This is a genomic window from Dysgonomonas sp. UBA7710 (assembly GCF_002482385.1).
Classification (GTDB): Bacteria; Bacteroidota; Bacteroidia; order Bacteroidales; family Dysgonomonadaceae; genus Dysgonomonas.
In genome coordinates, this window is the sequence record NZ_DLFW01000038.1 from 50,439 (window position 1) to 68,231 (window position 17,793).

9 protein-coding genes are annotated in these 17,793 nt (G+C 40.5%); all 9 read right to left on the reverse strand.

What is annotated here, in order from left to right:
- Positions 1 to 10 precede the first annotated feature (10 nt).
- Positions 11 to 1,549 carry a RagB/SusD family nutrient uptake outer membrane protein gene (locus tag B3317_RS11755; RefSeq protein WP_291111690.1) on the reverse strand — a complete coding sequence of 513 codons (1,539 nt, stop codon included), beginning with the start codon at positions 1,547 to 1,549 and terminating at the stop codon, positions 11 to 13.
- Between the two features lie 21 nt (positions 1,550 to 1,570).
- Positions 1,571 to 4,678 (reverse strand): SusC/RagA family TonB-linked outer membrane protein, encoded by a 3,108-nt coding sequence (locus B3317_RS11760; RefSeq protein WP_291111692.1) that lies wholly within the window; start codon positions 4,676 to 4,678, stop codon positions 1,571 to 1,573.
- A 305-nt stretch (positions 4,679 to 4,983) separates the two neighbouring features.
- Positions 4,984 to 7,809 carry a helix-turn-helix and ligand-binding sensor domain-containing protein gene (locus tag B3317_RS11765; RefSeq protein ID WP_291111694.1) on the reverse strand — a complete coding sequence of 942 codons (2,826 nt, stop codon included), beginning with the start codon at positions 7,807 to 7,809 and terminating at the stop codon, positions 4,984 to 4,986.
- A gap of 164 nt (positions 7,810 to 7,973) precedes the next feature.
- Entirely contained in the window at positions 7,974 to 9,155 is a 1,182-nt protein-coding gene (locus tag B3317_RS11770; RefSeq protein ID WP_291111696.1) for a TolC family protein, read from the reverse strand.
- Positions 9,156 to 9,172: 17 nt separating this feature from the next.
- Positions 9,173 to 12,271, reverse strand: coding sequence for an efflux RND transporter permease subunit (locus B3317_RS11775; protein ID WP_291111698.1), 3,099 nt, complete (start codon positions 12,269 to 12,271; stop codon positions 9,173 to 9,175).
- Positions 12,272 to 12,412: 141 nt separating this feature from the next.
- Positions 12,413 to 13,666 (reverse strand): efflux RND transporter periplasmic adaptor subunit, encoded by a 1,254-nt coding sequence (locus B3317_RS11780; RefSeq protein WP_291111700.1) that lies wholly within the window; start codon positions 13,664 to 13,666, stop codon positions 12,413 to 12,415.
- Positions 13,667 to 13,754: 88 nt separating this feature from the next.
- On the reverse strand, positions 13,755 to 14,210 hold the full coding sequence (locus B3317_RS11785; protein ID WP_291111702.1) for a DUF6769 family protein: 456 nt from the start codon (positions 14,208 to 14,210) through the stop codon (positions 13,755 to 13,757).
- A 52-nt stretch (positions 14,211 to 14,262) separates the two neighbouring features.
- Positions 14,263 to 15,228: a DUF5106 domain-containing protein gene (locus B3317_RS11790; protein ID WP_291111704.1), complete on the reverse strand. Its 966-nt coding sequence runs from the start codon at positions 15,226 to 15,228 to the stop codon at positions 14,263 to 14,265.
- Between the two features lie 108 nt (positions 15,229 to 15,336).
- Positions 15,337 to 17,496, reverse strand: a complete 2,160-nt coding sequence (locus B3317_RS11795; protein WP_291111706.1) for an elongation factor G — start codon at positions 17,494 to 17,496, stop codon at positions 15,337 to 15,339.
- Between the last annotated feature and the right edge of the window lie 297 nt (positions 17,497 to 17,793).

Here is a 17,793-nt window from a genome sequence, read left to right on the forward strand (position 1 = left end):
TCGTCAATTATTAATAATTTGGATTCTGGATTAAAACCCCGTTAGATTTATCTATCTCAGCCTGAGGTAATGGAAATAATGCATGTCTCTCCTGATAACCAGTCTTACCTGCGGCATGCAATACTTGTGCTGCAACACCCCAACGTACCAAGTCATAGAAACGGTCCCATTCCACTGCAAGTTCTACTCGTCTTTCGTGACGGATGGCATTTCTCAACAGATTTTGATCGGTAGTGGTCACTTTAGGAAGAACAGAAGTATTGCCTCCTCTGGCGCGGTTTCTAACTGCTTCCAGATAGTCCTGAGCTTCGGTTGTTTGTCCCAACTCATTTGCAGCTTCGGCAGCGATAAGATACATCTCCGATAAACGAATGATGCGTATGTTCATCCAAAATCCGTGTTTGCTGAACTCTCTTCGTTTAGCCGGATCTGTGTACACTTTCTTATTGTAATACCTGTTCATTACTTCCTGAGCAACCGGTTTTTCACCATATGGCTGATTAGCCGGAATAGACGCAGGATCTTCTCCCGGTTTCAAAAAATACAACAATGTTTCATCTTTTCGAGGATCACCGGCTTCGAATGCATTTGCCAATATCGTTGTAGGGCAATTCCAACCCCAACCTAAATCCCAGTCTCCGGCTCCTCTTACTCCCTGAACTTCGGCATACTGACTACCGATATCTGTACTTGCGGGCAAAGCTGCCGTGGAAGTACACTGCAATTCGAAGATAGATTCACTACTGTTTTCTCCACTTTCCCTGAATATCTGGTTAAATGGCGTATTCAGATTATATAGGCCTGAATTAATTACATCCGTAGATGCAGTCAGCATATTTGCCCAATCATTACGCATCATGTACGTCTTTGCATGCAAGGCCCTTGCTGCACCCCATGTTACACGGCCAAGATATTTACTTTCCCATTGTGGAGGCAATAAACTTTCGGCAGTGGTAAGATCTGCATCGATCAATTTATATATATCAGCTGCGCTTGATTTCGGAACATTCGTTTCAGCCGCGTCATTAATTTTGAAATCAATAAGAGGAACTTCTCCAAAAGCCCTTACTAAATTGAAGTACAAAAATGCACGGAAAAAATGAGCTTCGCCTTTACACAACAAATCAGATTCTGTCAAAACCGTTCCGGCAGCTTCCGCATCTTTCATGTCAGACAAAATAGTATTAGCTGTATGAATCAGAGCATAATTATTTGTATAATAACTAGCCAAATTCCCATCCGAAGCATTATAATTAAAATTATCATACATAGAAAGTACATCCGACCCATCAGACAGGGTACTACCCTTTTCTACATCTTCGCTCCTTATGCTATGCACCGCTAATGCAGGAATACCACCTGTTATACCCCAGCCCTTGACCCGGGCATATAATGAAAAGACATCAGTTTGGTAGGATCCACCCGGGTTATCCCCATCAACCCATTGGCCCTGAGGCTTCTGATCTAAAAGATCACTACAACCAGTTTGTGTCACAGCCAATAAACAGATGGCACAAACACTTATTAGCTTAATTATATTTTTTTTCATAATAGTCTGTTTGTTCGATGATTAAAATGTTATATTTACTCCGAATGTATAAACAGCCGGCATAGGATATGTTCCTGTATCAATACCTGATTTGACAGCAGAACCTCCAATTTCCGGAGTATATCCGCTATTTTTACTCCATGTCTTCAGATTCTCAACATTACCATATATGCGCAATGATTTCATATAGATTTTCTTCAACAACGACGGACTAAATGTATAGCCTAACTGAATATTTCTGATACGGAAGAAACTGGCATCTTCTATAAAATAGCTGGAGTAAGCCCTGTTTACCGCCCTACTAGGATCGAGGATAGGCTCCCAGTTAGATGTTCCTTCTCCATTCCAACGCCCCATACGGGATGTAAGATAGTTGAACTGGGCAAATGAGGAAGCATCCCAATCACGGTATATCTCATTCCCATAAACACCCATCATGTCTATTCCCATATCGAAGCCTTTATAACTCAAATTAAGATTAAATCCATATGTAAAATCAGGGGTTGGTTTACCTATTTTTGTCCTGTCATCCTGATCTATTTTCCCATCACCGTTTACATCTTTAAATTTCAGGTCTCCTGGCTTAACAGTATATACTGTATTAGGTACAGACTGTTTAATATCTTCATTATTCTGGTAAACACCCTCTACCTTATATCCGTAAAAATAGCCGACAGGCTGGCCTGCAACAGTCCTTGCCACTCCTTCATAAATAGCATCTCCTTCATCGCGTCCCAATTTTATTACTTTATTGTTAACTGTCGTTAAATTTGCTCCAATTGAATAACTAAAGTCCGAATTACCTATTTTATCATTCCATGAAGCAGACAACTCTACTCCTTTATTCTCTATATCTCCTAAATTTTCCAAAGAGTTGAAAGCACCGCCACGAGAATCGAGCATTACAATAATATCTTTTGTCTTTTTGCTATAATATACAGGCTCAATCCTCAGTCTCTGATTCAACATATTCATCTCAAAGCCTGCTTCCCATGCATATGTTTTCTCCCATTTCAGATTCCCTGTATAATATATCTTGGCATAACCGGGTATAATCTCTTCATTTGGTCCGAATACTGCACTACCAGTAGGTGTTAATCCCGGATAAGAAGGATAATAGTTATTTACATTAACACCTGTGTTTTCAGTACCCAAGACTCCCCAGGAACCTTTAAGTTTAAGATAATCAATTACATTCTGATCTGCCATAAATGCCTCCTCAGATAATACCCAACCGGCACCGAAAGAAAAGAAGTTATCCCAAGTGTTACCCACTCCTCTGAATACTGATGAACCATCGCGACGGTAAGATGCATTAAATAAGTAGCGGTTATCATAGTTGTATAATCCCCTTAACAGGTAGGACATTGTAAACCTCCTCCACTGTTTGATGTCATCTCCGGTCTGATTTCTCGCACCATCTACACCTAATGAAGTCAGCCACCATTTATCGTGATCATTATTAGGTACAGAAAAGTATATTTTATCTATGAGTTCACTTCTTTCACCATTCAGTAAAGAGAATTCACGGTAATTGGTGGTCAGACCAGCCATAGCCGTAAGCGAATGTTTCTCGTTGAAAGTATTCTGGTAAGTCAATATATGGTCTGCCTGAGCTGTATATTCAGTCGATTTCAGCTGTGTGATTATTTGTCTGTTCTGTACGTTTTCTTTCCCTGGAATCTCTGGATTGTACTGGTACACTACCGGAGAAAACGATCTGGCTTCATTCACCGAATAGTCCAGGGAGAGAGTTGTCTTAAATGTGAAGTTCTTCAGGAAATTCACTTCTCCATAAATATTTCCGGCAACCCTGTGGTTGACTCCCAAATTATGATTGCCACGAATATCTGTTTCAACTAATGGATTCCAAAGCTGTGCCCTTTGAAAATCAGGCATCGTGTGCAATAAAGTCTCACTTTTTCCTGTAACCGGATCTGTATATTCCGCATACATAGGAGCAATCGGAGCTGCTCTTACGATAGAAGCAACCTGTTTGGCATCAGGAGTTTTATTTTTAGCACCATTAACCTGAAACCCAAATTTCAAAAAGTCTGTAACCTTGTAATCACTACTAAGATTAATTGTAATTTTTGAGAATTTTTCAGTTTTTATAGATCCTTCTTCGGATGTATATCCAAGGCCTAAATAGAACTTGCTCTTTTCACTTGAACCGGTAATACTTACATTATTATTCGTAATAAATCCTGTCTGGAACATTTCGTCCTGCCAGTTTGTATCTGCACCCCAATTCGTATAATCATACGGAGTTGCCCCTTGATTTACACGTTGTTCATTGTATAATTCTTTGAACTGAGCGGCATTCGTTATATCTACCCTGTCGTAAATATGCTTTAATCCAAAAGAAGAGTTTATATTTACTATGGTTTGTCCCTCTTTTGCCCGCTTAGTTGTAATGATAATAACACCATTGGCCCCGCGAACACCAAAAATAGCAAGAGAGGACGGGTCTTTTAATATTTCCATAGATTCTATATCCGCCGGATTTATATAATTGATGTTATCGGAGAATAATCCGTCAACAATATAGAGAGGCTTGTATCCATTGATAGAGTTCGTACCACGGATACGAATCTCCGGATCTTGTCCGGCACGTCCTGTATTCACTACCTGGACACCGGCCACTTTACCTTGCAAACTAGCCAATGGATTGGCAGACGGCCTGTTTGCGATTTCATCAGCCTTGATACTTACAATAGAACCTGTCAGATCTCGTTTTTTAGCTGTGCCGTAACCAATTACTACAGTTTCAGCGAGTAATTGGGCATCATCTTCCAGCGTTATATTTATCGTAGACTGAGAACTTACTGTAACCAATTGCGTTTTCATCCCCACATAAGAGAATTCCAAGACATCGCCTGATTTGGCAGCCAGGGAATATGTACCATCAATATCTGTAACAGTACCAGTGGAGGTTCCCTGTATCTTAATGCTCACGCCAATCAGAGGCTCACCCGAGGCATCTGCCACCTTACCGGTAATAGTCTTTGTCTGAGCATAAATACTTACAGTACTCACCAGTAAAAGGCAAGCAAGGAACATAAAACCCCTCATAAAGAAAGAGTCCGTTCCTAATGTAATAAATGTTCTTTTAGGTTTACTTTTCATAGTTTTACTTTTTATTTAAACACACATTATCAAACAAAAATCTACTATGAACGACTAAAAAAGAAATGGTAATTATTCTTAGGATATTTTTAAGGCATTATTTCCAGTTGCGAATGAGATACTAGATTACCATATCGTATCTGGGTCGTGATATTAGATTTTATGCCAAATGTAGATAATCTGACAAAAGTGTTTCGAAAAGTTAATACATCGTAATTACATACTTCGACTTTTTAACAGTACCACGACCTCATTATTACCTCTCAAAATAAAATAAAACATTGATTAAAAAATGATTACAATAGTCAATCTATCTCAAGAAAAAATTCATTTAAGTTCTGCGAAGGCTGAATATTTAACTTTTTCCGTAGTCTGTAGCGGCTGTTTTCTACGGCTCTTATCGAAAGATTCATCAACGAAGCTATTTCTTTTGTCTCCAAATTTAGCTTGAGACAGGCGCAAAGCCGGAGGTCATTGTTCGTCAATTGAGGATATAAGGTCTTCATTTTTTTAAAGAATCCGGTATGTTTCTCTTCAAATTTGATAAGGAACATTTTCCAGTCATCTTCAGAGTTCATGTTATTATTGAGGAGAGAATTTATTTTGTGATATAAAGGCAATAAAGCATTCATCTTATTCTTCGAGTAGAAATCGTCTACAATATCCTTAATTCTCAGAATCAGTTCATTCTTCTGTATAATAAATGAGGTCTGTGTTAGTAACTCCGCACTTTTTTGTTCCACTTCCTGTTGAAGTTCCCCTGCCAATATCCTTAAACGTCTTGTTTCACGATGTCTGATTTTCTGTAAGTGGAGATTTCGATACCGGCGAAGGATGAGTAACCATGTAATATATAATATTCCCACTATCATTAATACATAAAACATATAAGCCCAGATAGTCTGATACCAGGGCGACAGGATTTCGAATTCGTATGATACCGGTTCAGAATAATTTCCTAAGTTATCTATTGTGCGTATCATAAACTTATATTTTCCCTGGGGAAGCCGGGCGTAAGAAACGCTATTTACTTTTTGGGGTAAAGACCAGTCTTTATCCACATTTTCCAACATATACTGAAACGATAGATTGGAAGCGAATGCATTATTGGATGAAAAACCAATTGTGACTGTATTAAAGGTATAAGAAACTTCTGCACTTTCTGTTAAATCCTTATATTCTGTACGACCGTCCATATTTACAGTCCGCATAAATTCAATATATGGAGCTAATAATTCTTTATAAAGATTTCCTTTTGCCTCTTTCGTCTTATTGTATAATAAAAAACCATTATCCAGACATATGAGGCTAGTAGTTTCATTTAGTATGGAAACATTTTCATATGCATTGACCAGAGACAAGTTCATCCCTAAATTATAATTCTCCGTTATAGCTATATCATAGCCATCATAGAAAAATTTATATATAGCAGCCTCTGTCAATGCCCAGAACTGATTTTCTCTTATCGGAATTACCTGCCTTATATTATGTACGGTACTGAAACATTCATTCAGCAAAGAACTTGACACAATCTTGTTTTCAATATCGTCATATGTATAAAATTGATTGTTCCCTAATAAGACAATACGTCCCCCGACTTTAAATATTTTCAGTTTATAAGGAAGGCCATCTTTATTATTACCTCCATAGTATGAAAAAGACCTGAAACCCGAAAAATCATCTTCCAGTTTACAACGATACACTCCCCTATTGAAATGTTCGAGCCATATATTCCCTAAATGATCAAACTCCGCATTTATGATTGGTTCGGATATCTGGCCGGGAGTGTAAACCCGGCCTGTCTTCTTATCTACTATCCTTATGGAACTATATGTAGAGAGTATCAACAGATCGTGGTCTCTTATTTTAGCTTCGGACAAGTTATATATACCTGTACCTATAGCAAATGCATCGGTAACCGATAGGTTTTTATGAATTTCCTTCAAACCTTTGTTATGGCAACAATATAGAACACCATCAACAACTTTGAGGGCCCATACCTGTCCCTGTGTTCCATCTATCAGTTTCATATCGGAGAGAGCATTCGGTTTATTCAGCCCCTCTTTCGTAATGTAAAATACACCCTGATTGGTTCCAATGAATAGCTTATTGTCCCAAAGGACGCCACAATATACAGCTCCGGTATTTCCACCCGGATCGGTATAACAGCTCATATTTTCAATGTATTGAATATATGCTATTCCACGATCCAGTGCAGCCCAGATATTACCCAGATTATCTTCATACAAAGAAAGCACCGTATTATTCTGGAGTGTACTTTCAGAAGATATATGGTCTATAATCCGGCCATTATTATCAACTTCGTAGATTCCATCCAAAATAGTACCCAGATAGTATGACCCTTTCGAAGACAATACACCACAGCTGAGCTCCTTCAGGTTCATTATACCCGAAAGTACAGGGCTCCACTCCTTAAAAGTCTTTCCATCATAAATATAAATACCTTTAGATGTGGTACCTATCAAATATTGATCTTCTTTATAAGGAAGAATTACCCGGACATCCGTACCCTGAAAGACCTCACTTCCTTCTATTTCTTCCAGTTTATCTCCTTTAAGGCGAAAAAGCGGCCCCAGCATCTGCTGTACAAGAAATTCATCCCGGACTTTAGACAGAAACAAGAAACCCTTCTCGGACGGTATCCGTTTTACTGTCTTATAATCGTAAACATAAATAGAGCTAAACGACTGGAAATAGACACAATCGCTCGCAATCCAGATTTTCCAGAAATCATCATTCTTAAAGAGTGCCTTATCCAGACTATCACTCAGGGAAGTGTAAACAAGCTTTCCCGAAATATCTCTGTCCCACCGGCCAAATTCTTCGTAACTCCCTGTAAATACGGTTTTGTGCGACAATACTGCAACAGACCGGGCGATCAATGAATTCGGTATCCGGTTAAGGTTCCATTCTATTCCATCAAATTCGAGTAGTCCTATATCATTTCCAAAATACATAGTACCTCTTTCATCTTGTCCTATCGACCAGTTTTTGTTATCAGCCTGATATTTTTCCCTATACAAGTTTATAATATGCGGCTTATTGGAAAAAGCAGAGACGGTAGTTAGCAGCAGTATGATTAAGATAATATGTCCGGATAATCGCTTCATAAGATCTACAGTTTTAGGAAGGGTTCTATTTCGACATTCAAAAATAGCATAATTTTATTAAAATAACATCTCTAAGTCTTCTTGGTTCATCCGATGCTAACAGAACGAAGGCATCCGTTGATAATAGCGGATGCCTTTCATATATACAAATTATAAAAAAGAGTCTATCGTTCCCATTGCTGCAACTCGCTCACAGCAAGCTGATAATCCCTTTCCGTTTCGTAATACTTATCAATCGTTTCATAATATACCGAAAGTTCCAGCAGATAATTTATGAGAGACAACTGGCCTTTTTCCAATGCCTTTTTCAACAAATCGCGATTGTTCGTAACCTTCAGTGTCTCCTGATATTCATTCAGCAATACAGAAAGTTTAGAAGCTTTATCATATTGATTCTTTAATACATTCTGAAATTGGATTTTGGTATCAGCGTGCTGCATCTGCAAAGCTACAGTTTGCGCTTTCTGGTGTTTTACGGTATTCTTTCCTTCCCACAAAGGAATGGAAACTCCTACTGTAAAACCTTGCAATGTAGTACCGAGAATACGTTCGCTTGTGTAGCCGGCTGTAATTTTCGGCAGATTCAGTGCGCGGGTCAGTTGCTCCTGTTTTTTACTCAACTTAATCTCCTGTTCAGCCAGACGCAACGAGGGATTGTTTTCTTTTACCCTTTCGAACCATTCTGTAAAATTAAGCGGAAAAAGGTAGTCCGGATAATTACCGGACGAATATGCAAGTGGCTCCCCGCCGTTCAACCGTTGTAATTCGGCTTTCAGCGTATTTATTTCAACCATGTTTATCTGATACAGCTTTTCTGTATTGAGTAAATCCAGTTTGGTTTTATTCCTCTCCAGAATATCGATATCTCCCTGGTTGAAACGTTTCTGGTAAGCATCAGACAATTCCCTGGCAGACTCCAGACGTTGAGCTAGTTGTCCATTCAACTTTGTCCGGTAGGTAAGTTCCACACACAAAGCCCGTGCCTGCTGCATAATTTCCCTGCGTTGTTGCTCATAGGTCAAATCGACCTGCTTATTCTTACCTGCCGCTAATTGAGATTTATAACGGTAAGCAGTAGGAAAATCGAAAGACTGCGTTACATTCAGATCCGTACGGTTGCCTTCTCCGGCAGGACTCCCCCAAAGATAACCGAACTCAACCTCAGGATTAGCCATATTTATCCCGGTCTTGTTGCCGATCTTATCGGCATTGGCTTGCTCCCGGTACGCCTTCAGTGTTGTATTGTTCGCTTCTATGCTTCCCAACACCTTACTGAATGTATCCTGTGCCTCAACACGAACAACAGACAGCAGCGATAATAAAAGTATATATATTACTGTTCTCATAATTTGATTCTTTTTTGTCAAACGACCTCTTGTTTTACCTCCTTACGGTTTTTCAGCATCCTGTAGATAATAGGTACGACATACATATTCAATAAAGTGGATGTCAGCAATCCCCCGAGTATAACTTTTGCCATAGGACTTTGTATCTCATTCCCCGGAAGGTCTCCCTGAATAGCCAATGGAATAAGGGCTAACCCCGAACACAAAGCAGTCATCAAAATAGGATTCAGACGATCGAGAGATCCTTGCAGGATACTCTTATTCACAGAATATCCGTGATTACCCAAATCATTATAATGCGCCATTAGCAGAATGCCATTTCGGGTAGCAATTCCGAACAGGGCTATAAATCCGATAATAGCAGGAATACTGATTTCTCCCGAAGTGAACAAAATAGCATATACTCCCCCGATAAGGGCCAACGGAAGATTTAGAAGTATTACAGCCGATTGAGTGATATTCCGGAACTGATTGAACAACAATAAGAATATAATCATAATAGCAAAGACAGATACAATAAGCAATATCCTCGATGCAGCCTGCTCACTCTCGAACTGTCCGCCGTACTCGATATGATAACCCTCCGGCAATGTAATATCCCCGTCGACCTTTTCCCTGATATCATTAACTACACTGCGCAAATCGCGATCGGCAACATTGGCGGAAACAACAATCTTGCGCTGTGCATTTTCACGGTTTACCGTATTGGGGCCTGTGGATGAAGTTACCACCGCGACATATTCGAAAGGTATTTTCTTATCGCCGGCATCTATCATCAGGTTCCGTATTTTGTCCGCCTGATCTTTATAATCGTCCGATGCTTTCAATGTGAGGTCAAAACTTTTACCATCCCTGTAAACTTGCGATACAACTTCCCCGGACAACATGACTGTTACAAAATCGGAGAATTGCGGCAATGTAATTCCGTATTTTGCCAGCATCTCACGCTTTGGAGTTATCTTCAATTGCGGACGCTCTACCTGTTGTTCTACATTCAGGTCGGCAACACCCTCGATACTTTCTATCGAAGATTTGATTTCATTACCTAACGAATACAACTTATTCAGGTCCGTACCAAACAATTTAATCGCAATATTGGCTTTTGTACCCGAAAGCATATGATCGATACGGTGCGATATAGGTTGCCCGATTTCGACACTGATACCGGGAATAGCGTTCAGCTTTTCGCGAAGCTCGGCTATCATCTCATCCTGTGAGCGGTCTTTGAGTATAAACGGGGCTTCTATCTCCGATGTATTTACGCCGAATGAATGTTCGTCAAGCTCTGCCCGGCCTGTCTTACGGCCTACTGTCTGTATCTCAGGGATACTAAGGATAGCCTGTTCGGCCATAGTTCCTATTTTATCCGATTCTTCCAGCGATATACCGGGTAAGGTATTTATCGTAACCGTAAATGAACCTTCATTGAACGGAGGTAAAAAGTTACGTCCGAATGTAAAGAATATGATAATAGCGGACACTAACAATACTCCTGTCACTCCCAATACAATTTTCTGTTTTTCTAATGCCCAGTGCAGGCTCTTTTCATAAACAGCTTTTAATTTAACCACAAAGAGAGATTCTTTCTCTTCCTTATTCTTCTTATTCTTACCCAGCAGATAACTACATAATACGGGAGTCACTGTAAGAGCGACAACCGTAGAGGCAAACAATGCTACAATAAAGGCAATACCCAGTGGAACAAGCATCCGCCCTTCCATCCCGCTAAGGAAAAACAACGGGATAAAACTGGTAACAATAATCAGTGTAGAATTCAATATCGGCATGCGTACTTCCTTCGAAGCCTCGAAAACGACAGTCAGCACGGAGTGTTGTTCTTCATTTGGCTTTTGCCTGTTTTCGCGCAAGCGTTTGAATACATTTTCCACATCAATAATAGCATCGTCTACCAGAGAGCCGATTGCAATAGCCATCCCTCCCAGGCTCATCGTATTAATCGTCAGCCCCATCAGTTTCAGAGCAAGGATCGAAGTGAGCAACGACAAAGGCAGAGCCATCAGGGAGATAAATGTAGTACGCCCGTTCATCAGGAATATAAACAAAACAATAACTACAAATATCGCTCCTTCATACAGCGATTTCTGTACATTATTTATCGAGTTGTTTATAAATCGTTCCTGACGAAATATATCTGTGGATATTTTTATATCGGAAGGAATATTCTTCTGTAATCCGGCAAGAGAAACATCCAGCTTTTCAGACAGTTCTATTGTATTGGTATTCGGTTGTTTGGTGACAGTTATCAATACGGCAGGTTTTGTCTTCTCCGAAGCTATCCCCAGTCTAGGAGTTTTTGCTCCTATCTTTATTTCGGCTACATCGCTGATAAGGATAGGACTTTCGCCTGTTTTTTTCACAACGGCCTTACCTAATTCCCCTATATCAGCGCTTTGCAGTACACCTCTTACGATATATTCATTCCCATATTCGTACAAGATGCCTCCGGACGCATTCTGATTCATATTGCGTGTCACCTGCAATACTTCATCGAGTGTTACACCATAGTGCTTCATACGCCCCGGATCGATGAGTATCTGATATTCTTCTATATCCCCGCCTATCACCGTAACCTGAGCAACACCACCGGTAGATAAAAGCCGTGGACGGATTGTCCAGTCAGCGATAGTCCGCAAGTCGAGCAATGAAGTAGAGTCGGAAGTAAGACCGATAATCATCACCTCCCCAAGAATTGAAGACTGAGGTCCCAAAGTAGGTTGGCCTATATTTTCGGGCAGGGCATCACCCAATGCGGCGAGTTTTTCGGTAACAATCTGACGGGCCTTATATATATCGGTACCCCAATCAAATTCGACCCAAACCACTGAAAACCCGGTAGTAGAGGACGACCGCACACGACGTACATCCGTAGCTCCGTTTACAGCCGTTTCTATAGGAAAAGAAACAAGGCGTTCCACTTCTTCGGGAGCCATACCGTTTGCTTCGGTCATTATCACCACCGTAGGCGCATTCAGATCAGGAAATACATCTATTTCCATATTCTTTGCGGTATAGAACCCGCCGATAAGCAGGAGCACCGCGCCAATCAACACCACAAGACGGTTGTTGAGAGAGAATTGTATTATTTTATTCAGCATAAATAAGTTACAAGTTGACGAGTTACAAGTTACAAGCAATAAGATGGTCTACTGCATGTATTTTTCTGTATCTACTGGTTAATTTGTCCATCATGTGCATATTTGCTAATTTTCACATTGGCATATTGACACATTAATAATTTAGTGTTCATGAGCATGAGGTATAGCCGCTGAAGCCGATGCCAGTTTAATATGATATGCACCTTTACTTACAACCTTATCTCCCGCCTTTAATCCCGAAAGTATTTCTACAAGATTCCCGTCATTTATCCCGATCCTGACTTCCTGCTTTTTGTAAGCATCAGGATGAGTCTGCAAATAGACGAAATAAACACCTTGTTCCTCTGTGAGAGAGGAAACCGGGATTGCCAGAACATTTTCCCTCGGCTGTCCCAGCAGATAAACTTCCACATAAGAGCCGGAAACAACCTGCCCTACATTGTCAAACTCAAAATTAGCCGGTAGATAATACTCCTGACTGTTTGTTGAACGGCCGTATGAGACAATGCGACCGTTCAGGTCTGAAAGACGGTAAACCGTATTGTCATACGAAGTTTTGAAGTTAGCGGATGTAATGCTTCCCAAATCTTTATAATAGCGCTCCGACACATCGGCCCGAAGTTGCAACTTCCTGTTCTGTGTCACAGTCACTAATGGTTGACCTACATCCACATATTGACCTTCGGATACCAGTTTACTTTTTACAAACCCGCTGATAGGAGCAGAAATACTGATGCCTCTTGCTGTCAAACGCTGACCTATGGCCTGATATGATACTTTTGCATTCTCATAATTCAGCTTTATCTCGTTGTATTCTTTTTGTGAAATCAGTTTATCCCCGATCAGGGATTCTGCGCGTTGGTACTCGCGTTGAGCTATATCATACGCTGTTTTCGCTTTTATGGAAGGGTCTCCATCAACAAGGTTTTTCGAAGAGATACTAACCAGAGACTCGCCTCCTTTTACGGATGCGCCCTCATTCAACGATGCTTTATTAAAAGATACAATGCCGCTCGAAGTAGCGGAAACAGTTACTTCATCGCCTTGTGCCGATAATATCTGCCCACTGGTCTTTATCACCTGATGAAACTTGTCAGGCTTTACGTTAAACACTTCCAAACCAGCCTGCCTGGCCTGTTCGGGTGTAAATAATATTTCATCACCATGAGCCGGTTCTTCTTTTCCATGATCGTGATCGCATTCTTCACCCCCGGTATGGTTGTGCTCAGCCTCTTGTTCATGGTCATGATTGCACTCCTCGCCTTCTGCATGATTATGCCCCTCTTGCGATTCGGATGTATGATTGTGTCCCGCGTGATCGTCTGTTTTAGGTTTGGAATTACAACTCCATAATATCGCCAACAGACAGGCGAAATAAATTATATATTTTTTCATTATTCTTATTTCTTAGATTTTCTGACATAACAAAGAGTGAGGGAATACCATCCTCTTCTCAATGACATAGATAAAGTTTCTTAAAGTATTAACCTAAAAAATAAGATACGGGAGGAGCTCGCAGACTTTTTACAGAGCCTACGAAAGGAGGAATATAGTTTTCTAAATACGGTTTCTGTTGTAATCGCTGTCCGAATTCGGGAGCTTCCAGATAAAGATCACTCAGTGGATTTATTGTAAACAATAAGGACAAGCAATTAGCGCAGGGAAGTATATCGTCATGAAGATCATTATTCTGGCGAAGAACAATTTCTTTCAGATCGCAGTCTTCTGAAGATGAATGATGGTGATGCTTGTCATGCTCGCAACAGCAGTCTCCTAAATCGTCATGATGTTCGGAACAATGATGTTGGTGAACGATTTCCTCCAGAGAGAAACAAACAGTACCATCATGATGGGAATGAGGTAAAACAGAATGCGCCAATAAGAATATATTGGCAAGCATCAATAACGTCAGAGTAATCAGTCGTTTTACCTTTTCCATATATGCAAAGATATGATTTTTTCTTAAAAAAACCTGATACTTATCCGCTTCATTAATCGGAAAATAGCATTAGGTTATGATCCCTTATGTAAAATTCTATTTTCTGGGCAGTAGCATCCTTTAGCAGTATGCGCTTATCCTTGTCTAAAAGATAAAGCGTAGGAATTGCTTTCAGGTCATAGACTTTCTTGTTCAATACCGTTTGATTCTTGTCATAACCGTTTACCCACGATGCAGGAATATCCTTCAGATGATTTTGCCAGATACTTAAATCTGCATCAGGATAAAAAGCCAATACTTTAAGCCCACCCGACTCGTGTATCTTATTTATAACGGGAGATTGTTTCAAATAAGCTATATTTTCGGCACAGGTATGACAATCGGGATTGTAGAACATCAACAAGGTATATCCTGTATCTAATCTGTGAAGTGTACCTGTTTTCCCTGAACTCAGGGTATAGGTGATATCGGCGGCTATCTGCCCGGGCCTGTTTTTTTCCATCATTTCCAGCTTGAACCTGACTTTCTCTTTCTCTACATCGCCTGTAACGGAATCGGCCAGTACATATTTAGCTACCGGAATATAGTACTCTTCATTACGCATAAAGGAATTAGGATCATACAGATACTTCTCGAAGTTATTTGTGAAGAAAAAATACATCTCCGGTGTTTTCTGATGCTCTGCCTTCTTCAATAAAGCGGCTATAGATTGTTCGGCAATATTCTTATCTGCTACAGGCAAAATCTGTACATAATTAGCAAGAGCCTGCTCGGTTATGTCAGGCAGATGAATATATGTTGTATCTGAAAAATCGAAATTATCCCAGTAATGGGTAATCAAAAAATTGGCTCTGTCCACAGGCGCGGTAAGTTCTTCCGGTACCTCCGGCAATTCCACAGCCGTTCTCTCCTCAACTTCCGTTTCCTGTGCAGATGCATTATTCTGCAATGGTTTGCTATTACTACAAGAATAAAAACCAAGTACGGCTATAACGGCTATTAGTATAAAGTATTTCATATCCTATATCAATTAAATATCTGCAAAGATAGCATTTTAACATTTGATATTAAATAAAGAAGAGCAGCAATAGTTTGGTGCTCTTCTTCTTTTTATATAGACGATGTATCAATCTTCCTCTTTCTGACTTGCCTCGTACTCTTTCAATAGCTTGTCCTGAACATCGGACGGCACAAGTTCATAACTTGCAAACTTCATTGTAAACGAAGCACGGCCTCCGGTAAGTGAGCTAAGTGAAATAGAATAGTTAGCCATTTCTTTCAATGGTACCTTGGCATTCAGAATCTCTATACCCCTGTCGCTTTCCATTCCCATAATCATGGCGCGGCGGTTCTGGAGGTCTCCCATCACATCCCCCATCCTATCCGATGGAACGGATACTGTCACATCATAAATAGGTTCAAGGATTTTCGGCCCCGCGTTCTTAAATGCTTCGCTAAACGCATTACGTCCCGCAAGCATAAATGAGATTTCATTGGAGTCTACCGGATGCATCTTTCCATCATAAACAACCACTCGAACATCACGTGCATATGAGCCGGTAAGAGGTCCCTGTTCCAAACGCGACATCACCCCTTTCAATATAGCCGGTAGGAAGCGTGCATCGATAGCACCTCCGACAATACTGCTGACAAAGACAAGCTTGCCACCCCAATCAAGATCGTAAGTCTGCACATCCCGTGACTGCACCTTAAATTCCTGGCCGTTAAACTTATACGTTTCCGGCAATGGCATACCGTCCACATATGGTTCTACTATCAAATGTACCTCTCCGAACTGCCCGGCACCACCCGACTGCTTCTTGTGGCGGTAATCCGCTCGTGCAGACTTTGTTATGGTCTCACGATACGGAATCTTAGGTTCGGAATAAACAATGCCTATCTTATCGTTATTCTCTATTCTCCATTTCAATGTTTTCAGGTGGAACTCCCCTTGTCCGGATACGATAAGCTGTTTCAGTTCCTTCGAATTTTCAATCATCCATGTAGGGTCTTCCTCATGCATACGCAGCAACACCTCGTTCATCTTCTCCGTATCCTTCTCATTCTCAGCCTTTATAGCACGGCGATATTTAGGGTCCGGATATTTTATGAAATTAAATTTATTATCAGTACCTTTTGCATTTAAAGTATTTCCGGTACGTACATCTTTGAGCTTCACAGCTGCTCCGATATCTCCAGCTACCAACTCCTCTATTTTTGTGCGTTGTTGTCCGGCAGGGCAGAAAATCTGACCGATACGTTCTTTCGAACCTCTGTCGGCATTTATCAGGTCGTCCCCTTCATGCACTTTACCACTCATTACCTTGAAGTAAGAAACTTCTCCTACATGCGGCTCAACCATTGTCTTAAAAAAGAACAGGCTGGTCGGCGCGTCCGAATCCGGCTTCACTTCCACCCCTTCGGTATTCACAGGCGCAGGCTGGTCGCGAACGTAAGGAACCACATTGCCAAGGAATTCCATTGTACGGCGCACACACATATCTTTTTCGGCAGATACGCAGAAGACCGGGAACAAATCCCTGTTTACCAACCCCCAACGGATACCCATACGCATCTCGTCCTCGGTCAGTGTCCCTTGCTCAAAGAATTTCTCCATCAGGGACTCTTCGTTTTCGGCAGCTGCCTCTATCAGTTTTTGCTGCAATTCGGTTGCCTTTTCCAATTCTTCGGCAGGTATATCGAGAACCTCTGGAACACCACCTTCGGGCTTCCATCGGAACATTTTAAATTTCAAGACATCGACAACAGCATTAAAACCCTCTCCGCAATTGATCGGATATTGTATCAACACTGCCTTTTCACCATAATCGGCTTTAAGCTGAGAAACCACATTGTCAAAATCAGCCTTTACATGGTCTAATTGGTTGACAATAAAAATCACTGGCTTCTTTAATTTTTGAGTATATCTCAATTGATTTATGGTACCTACTTCCATACCATACTGGGCATTCAGCACCATCAGTGCTGTATCTGTCACATTTAACGAGGTAACGACATTTCCGACAAAATCATCTGATCCCGGACAATCAATAAAGTTAAGTTTTCTATTCATCCATTCCACAGAGAAAATGCTGGAAAAAACGGAATATCCGTATTCTTTTTCCACGGGGAAATAGTCCGAGACAGTATTTCCGTCCTTAACACTTCCTCTGCGTTTTATGACACCCGCTTCGTAGAGCATGGCTTCGGCGAGAGTGGTTTTGCCCGCTCCCGAACTACCAAGAATAGCTATGTTCTTGATTTCTTGTGTTTGGTAAGTTCTCATGGCTAAAAATGTTTTACATGGTTAATATTATTATACCTTTTACCAAAATAGCCTCATTTTGAGGCGACATTTCCAAAATTAGTGAAATGTTTTGAGGAAATTATCATTTTTAGTATGCTAAATAAGCTAACATGTTAAAAAATATCTATTCTTCATCCGGTTTTCATGCCCATGGTTACTATTATCCAAGATAAAAAGATGAAAATCAATATAAATAACTACTTTTCGAGGCGATTTTATCCACTTAAAAGGTAACAAAGGTTACACTTTTTCAGGCATCAGTCAATAGTTATCAGT